Source organism: Pyramidobacter piscolens W5455, from assembly GCF_000177335.1.
GTDB classification, from domain to species: Bacteria; Synergistota; Synergistia; order Synergistales; family Dethiosulfovibrionaceae; genus Pyramidobacter; species Pyramidobacter piscolens.
On sequence record NZ_ADFP01000115.1, the window covers coordinates 1 to 5,569 of the forward strand.

The window sequence follows — 5,569 nt, forward strand, 5'->3', positions numbered from 1 at the left end:
GGGTGCGTCGTCGCCGCGCCGCGCCACCGCGCGCTGGCGGGCGATCACCCCAACGTCATCGGCCTCGGTCCGTTCGAGGAAACGTTCGCCGCCGTCGACGCCGCGCTCGACCGCGGCTCCGTTGCCGTGCTCGTCTCCGGCGACCCGGGCGTGTTCAGTTTACTGCCGCTGCTCAAAAAACGCTTCCCCGGCGGCGAGCTCGAGGTGATCCCCGGCGTCAGCTCGCTGCAAAGCCTCTGCGCCGCAGCGTGCGAGACGTGGATCGACGCCGTTGTCCTCTCCGGGCACGGGCGCGATCTCAGCGAGGCGAAGGTCCTCGACGCCGCCGACCAGAACAAAAAGACGATCATCTTCTGCGGGCCGCGGTGGGATCCGCGCCGCATCTGCCGCCTGCTGGCGGACTGGGACATGGAACATCTGCGCCTGACCGTCGGCGAACGGCTCAGCTACGGTGACCAGCGTCTCAGCCGCGGTTCTCCTGCGGAACTGGCGGCGCATGAGTACGACGACCTGTCGCTGGTGCTGATCGAGAACCCATCTCCGTGGGAAAAGCCGCAGGCGCGGCCGCGCGACGACGATTTTATCCGCGCGGACGCGCCGATGACGCGCGAGACGGTGCGTTCGGCGATTCTCGACGAACTGCGCCTGCGCCGCGATTCCACGCTCTGGGACCTGGGCGCGGGCACCGGTTCGGTGACGGTGGCGGCCGCCTTGTTCTGTACGGACGGACAGGTCTGCGCCGTGGAGAAAAAAAGCGACGCCGCGGCGCTGATCGCCCGCAACGTCAAAAAGTTCCACCTGCACAACGTTGCGCTGTACGGGGGCGACAACGCCGCCGTGCTGCCGTCGCTGCCGCGCCCCACGCACGTTTTCGTCGGCGGCAGCGGCCCCGAACTGCCGGAGCTGTTGCGCGCCGTCGCCGCGCTCGGCGAAGGGATCCGCGTCGTCGTCTCGGCGGTGGCGTTCAAGACCTACGCGGCTGCGGCCGAGATCCTCGCCGGACCGGATTTTCGCGATTTCGACGCCGTGCAGGCAGCCGTCGGCCGCGCCAAAAAGATCGGCGGCACGTTCATCATGGCCGCGCAGAATTCCGTCACCGTGTTCTCGGCGTTTACCGCTGGGCATCAGAAAGAAGGACGATAACATGATCCACTTTGTCGGCGCCGGCCCCGGCGCGCCCGACCTGATCACGCTGCGCGGCGCGGAACTGCTGGCGCGGGCGGGCATGGTGATCTACGCCGGTTCGCTGGTCAATCCCAAACTGCTGAACGGCACGCCCGCGGGCTGCGAAATTTACAACAGTGCTTCGATGACGCTGGACGAAGTCATAGAGAAAATGGCCGACGCCGACCGTCGCGGCCTTGAAGTGGTACGGCTGCACACCGGCGACCCGTCGATCTACGGCGCGATCCGCGAGCAGATCGACCGGCTCAAGGCGCTGGGCGTCGCTTACGACATCACGCCCGGCGTCAGTTCGTTCTGCGCCGCCGCGGCCGCCGCGGAGGCGGAATACACGCTGCCGTCCGTCAGCCAGACGCTGATCATCACGCGTATGGAAGGTCGCACGCCGGTGCCCCCCAGAGAGAAACTGGCGTCGCTGGCCGCTCACGGGGCTTCGATGGCGCTGTTCCTTTCCTCCGGTCTGATGGAAGAGACCTGCGCGGCGCTGATGCGGGGCGGTTATGCGCCCGACACGCCGGCGGCCGTGGTCTACAAGGCGTCGTGGCCCGAGCAGAAAGTGCTGCGCGGCGTCGTTTCGACCATCGCCGCCATGGCGGCGGAAGCGGGCATCCGCAACACGGCGCTGATCCTCGTGGGCGGATTCCTCGGCGACGATTACGAACTGTCGAAACTCTACGACGCCTCGTTTTCGCACGGCTTCCGCAAGGGCAGCCAATGACGGCCCTGCACGTCGTCGCCTTTACGCGCGACGGGACGGAGCTGGCGCGTCTGATCGCTTCCCGTCTCGGCGGCTGGGCCTGGGCTCCGTCCCGCTACGCGGGGGAAGGCGTCTCGCCGCTGCCGGGGGCCATCGCCGCTTGGACGCGCGAATATTTTTCCGCCAGCGACGCGCTCGTGTTCGTCTCGGCCTGCGGCATCGCCGTGCGCGCCGTCGCTCCCTGCCTCGAGAACAAAGCGCGCGACCCCGCGGTCGTCTGTCTCGACGATCGGGGGCGGAACGTGATCTCGCTGCTTTCGGGGCATCTGGGCGGCGCCAACGAGCTGGCGCGCCGCGTTGCGGCGCTGACGGGCGGGCGCGCCGTCATCACCACGGCGACCGACGTCCATAAGGTCGAAGCCGTGGACGTATGGGCGAAAGAACACGACTGCGTCATCGAAAATATCGGCGCGGTCAAGAACGTTTCCGCGGCGGCGCTCGACGGCGAAAAAATCGGCGTCGCCGTCACCGAGGCGGAACAGCCCGCGCCCTGGCCGGTGACGCTGTGGCTGAGGCCGCGCAATCTCGCGCTCGGCGTCGGCTGCAAGCGCGGCACGGCGCTGGAGAATTTGCGCGCGGCGTTGGACGACTTTTTAAGCGGCGCGGGCGTCTCAAAATTATCGCTTTACGCGCTGGCTTCCATCGACCTGAAAAAAGACGAGGAAGGGCTCGTCGCTCTGGCGCGCGAACTGAAAGTTCCTTTTCTCACGTTCCCGGCCGTGGAACTCGCCGCCGTGCCGGGGCAGTTTTCCCATTCCGAAAAAGTCCTCGACGTTGCCGGCGTGGACAACGTCTGCGAACGCGCGGCCGTTCTGGCCTCGGATCTCGGCCCCTTGCTGCGCGGCAAAACGCGCTATCCCGGCGTCACCTTCGCGCTGGCGCGGCGAAAGATTTTCGATCACACGGAAAAGGCGGACTCATCCATGAAGAACATTCCCGACACGGAGGCGAACGCATGATCTACGTCGTCGGTCTCGGCCCCGGAGGCGAAGACCAGCTGACGCCGCGCGCGCTCGCGGCGCTGGAACGGTGCGACGTCATCGTCGGCTACAAAACGTACATCGACCTGATCGCGCCCCGTTTCGAGGGGCGCAAGGACCTGGTCGTCTCGCCCATGAAGGGCGAAGTGCGGCGCTGCGAAGACGCGCTGCGCCGCTCGCTGGCGGGGAGCACGGTCGGCGTCGTCTCCAGCGGCGACCCCGGCGTTTACGGCATGGCGGGCATCATGCTCGAAGTGGCGGCGGGACGCGACGAGGTAATCGTCGTGCCGGGCGTTACGGCGGCCTGCGCCGCCGCGGCCGTGCTCGGCGCGCCGTTGACGCACGATTTCGCCGTCGTCAGCCTCAGCGATCTGCTCACGCCGTGGGAGCTGATCGCGCGCCGCCTCGAAGCGGCCGCGGCCGGCGATTTCGTGATCTGCCTCTACAACCCCATGAGCCGCGGGCGGCCGGACAATCTGCGCCTGGCCTGCGAAACGCTGCTGAAGACGAAAAGCCCCGAAACGGCGGCCGGCTGGGTGCGCAGCGCCGGGCGCGACGGCGAAGAGGCGCGGCTGACCACGCTGGGCGCACTCGCCGACGAGAAGCTGGACATGTTCTGCACGGTCATCGTCGGCAGCAGCGCCACAAAATTCCTCGACGGCCGCCTCGTCACGCCGCGCGGCTATCAGCGGCCATGAGCGGGCGTCTGCTGGTCTTCGGCGGCACGACCGAAGCGCGCGAACTGCTGCGCCGCGGCGTGCCGGCCATTTGCTGCGTGGCCACCGCTTACGGCGCCAAGCTGCTCGAAGGACTCGACAACGTGCGCGTGCTCACGGGCCGTCTCGACGAAACGGCGATGGAAGAACTGTTCCGCGCCGAAAGCGTCACTCACGTGATCGACGCCACGCACCCTTACGCGCTGGAAGCGACGAAGAACGTGCGCCGCGCCTGCGAACGCGCGGGCGTGAAGCTGCTGCGCGTGACGCGCGCCAAGACCCCGCTGTTCGGCGACGTGACTACGGTCGCCACGGCGGAAGAAGCGGCGGCGCTGCTGGACGGCGGCGGCGAAAAAGTTCTGCTCACGGTGGGCAGCAAAGAGCTGCCGGCCTTCGCGCGCGTGAGCCGAGCAAAGGAGCGTCTTTTCGCCCGCGTGCTGCCCACGTCGGACGTGATTGCCCAATGCGAGGCGCTTGGCTACGACGCCGGGCACCTGATCGCCATGCAGGGGCCGTTCAGCGCCGCCATGAACGAGCAGATGCTCGCCGCCACCGGCGCGACCGTGATCGTCACCAAGGACGGCGGCGCGTCCGGCGGCATGGAAGAAAAGCTGCGCGCCGCGCAGAACCGCGGCGCGCGCGTGATCCTCGTCGGCCGCGGCGACGAAGAAGGCGCGACCGTAGACGAGGCGCTGCTGTGGCTGCGCCGCGAAATAGGGCTGGAATGCCCGCCGCTGTTTCCGATGTGGCTGCCCCTCGAGGGCAAAAAATCCCTGCTGATCGGCGGCGGCCCCGTCGCCTTGCGGCGCGCCCAAACGCTGAAAAGCTGCGGCGCGGCCGTGCGCGCGATCGCCGTCAGTTTCTGCCCCGGCTGGGAGGATTTTGAAACGGAAAAACGCGAATGGCGCGAGAGCGATCTCGACGGCGTCTGCCTGGCCGTGGCTGCCACCGACCGCCGCGAACAGAATCGCCTCATCGCCGCCGCCGCGAAAAAACGCGGCGTTCCCGTCAGCGTCGCCGACAACGCCGCCGAAGGAACGTTTTACTTTCCCGCGCTGATCCGCTGCGGCGCAGCGGCCGCTTCGGTGTCCACGGGCGGGCTCGACCCGGCCGCGACGCGCCGTCTGGCCGACCGCCTCAGAGAGATCTGGCCGGGGATCGTTGCCGAGGAACTCCACAAGAAAGAAGAAGAGCGCCGATGAAAACCCTTCGTTTTGGCAGCCGCACAAGCGATCTGGCGCTGGCGCAGACGCGCCTCGTCATGGACGCCGTCGGGCGAGCCCATCCGGAATACCGTCTCGAACTTGTGCCCATCGCCACCCGCGGCGACGTGGACATGAAACCTTTTTCGGAGGCGTCGGACACGTTCGGCATCAAGGGACTTTTCACGCGGGAACTGGAAGAGGCCCTGCTCGACGGGAGCATCGACGTGGCCGTCCACAGTCTCAAAGACCTGCCCGCCGTGCAGGACGAACGTCTGCCGCTGCTGGCATGCTTTCGCCGCGGCGATCCCCGCGACGTTCTGGCGCTGCCCGCCGGAGCGGAGGCGATGAACGGCGCGCTGATCGGCTGTTCGTCGGCGCGCCGCCGCCTGCAGGCGCTCGACTTGTTTGAAGGAGCCGAGGTACGTCCCGTGCGCGGCAACGTCGGCACGCGCCTGCGCAAGCTCGACGAAGGCCAGTTCTCGGCGCTGATCCTCGCGGCCGCGGGGCTGGAACGCCTCGGCTTGAGAGCGCGCGTCAGCCGTTACTTTTCGCTCGACGAAATCGTTCCCGCGCCCGGACAGGGGATTCTCGCCTGCCAGGGGCGCGCCGGCGATAAAAACGAAGACTGGCTCGACGCGATCTTCGATCCCGACGCGACGGATTGCGCGCGCGCCGAACGCGCCTTTTCGGCGGCCCTCGGCGGCGGCTGCGCGTCGCCCGTCGGCGCGT

At 68.0% G+C, this 5,569-nt stretch carries 6 protein-coding genes; all 6 read left to right on the forward strand.

Going from position 1 to position 5,569, the window contains the following annotated elements:
* The coding region (locus HMPREF7215_RS09705; RefSeq protein ID WP_009165681.1) for a bifunctional cobalt-precorrin-7 (C(5))-methyltransferase/cobalt-precorrin-6B (C(15))-methyltransferase at positions 1-1,143 on the forward strand (1,143 nt) is incomplete at its 5' end.
* A 1-nt stretch (position 1,144) separates the two neighbouring features.
* Positions 1,145-1,900, forward strand: coding sequence for a precorrin-4 C(11)-methyltransferase (cobM, locus tag HMPREF7215_RS09710; RefSeq protein WP_009165682.1), 756 nt, complete (start codon positions 1,145-1,147; stop codon positions 1,898-1,900).
* Positions 1,897-2,898, forward strand: coding sequence for a cobalt-precorrin 5A hydrolase (locus HMPREF7215_RS09715; RefSeq protein WP_009165683.1), 1,002 nt, complete (start codon positions 1,897-1,899; stop codon positions 2,896-2,898). Before cobM ends, HMPREF7215_RS09715 begins: the two co-directional genes overlap by 4 nt.
* Entirely contained in the window at positions 2,895-3,617 is a 723-nt protein-coding gene (cobJ, locus tag HMPREF7215_RS09720) for a precorrin-3B C(17)-methyltransferase (protein ID WP_009165684.1), read from the forward strand. Before HMPREF7215_RS09715 ends, cobJ begins: the two co-directional genes overlap by 4 nt.
* On the forward strand, positions 3,614-4,837 hold the full coding sequence (cobK, locus tag HMPREF7215_RS09725) for a precorrin-6A reductase (protein WP_009165685.1): 1,224 nt from the start codon (positions 3,614-3,616) through the stop codon (positions 4,835-4,837). The genes cobJ and cobK overlap by 4 nt, the downstream gene beginning before the upstream one ends.
* Positions 4,834-5,569: hydroxymethylbilane synthase (gene hemC / locus HMPREF7215_RS09730; RefSeq protein WP_009165686.1), on the forward strand; the 736-nt coding region annotated here is incomplete at its 3' end. The genes cobK and hemC, both read left to right, overlap by 4 nt.

What these genes read in the sequence shown, in the direction of transcription:
- cobM (WP_009165682.1), top strand. Translation starts at nt 1,145, where the DNA reads ATGATCCACTTTGTCGGCGCCGGCCCCGGCGCGCCCGACCTGATCACG.
- HMPREF7215_RS09715 (WP_009165683.1), top strand. Translation starts at nt 1,897, where the DNA reads ATGACGGCCCTGCACGTCGTCGCCTTTACGCGCGACGGGACGGAGCTG.
- cobJ (WP_009165684.1), top strand. Translation starts at nt 2,895, where the DNA reads ATGATCTACGTCGTCGGTCTCGGCCCCGGAGGCGAAGACCAGCTGACG.
- cobK (WP_009165685.1), top strand. Translation starts at nt 3,614, where the DNA reads ATGAGCGGGCGTCTGCTGGTCTTCGGCGGCACGACCGAAGCGCGCGAA.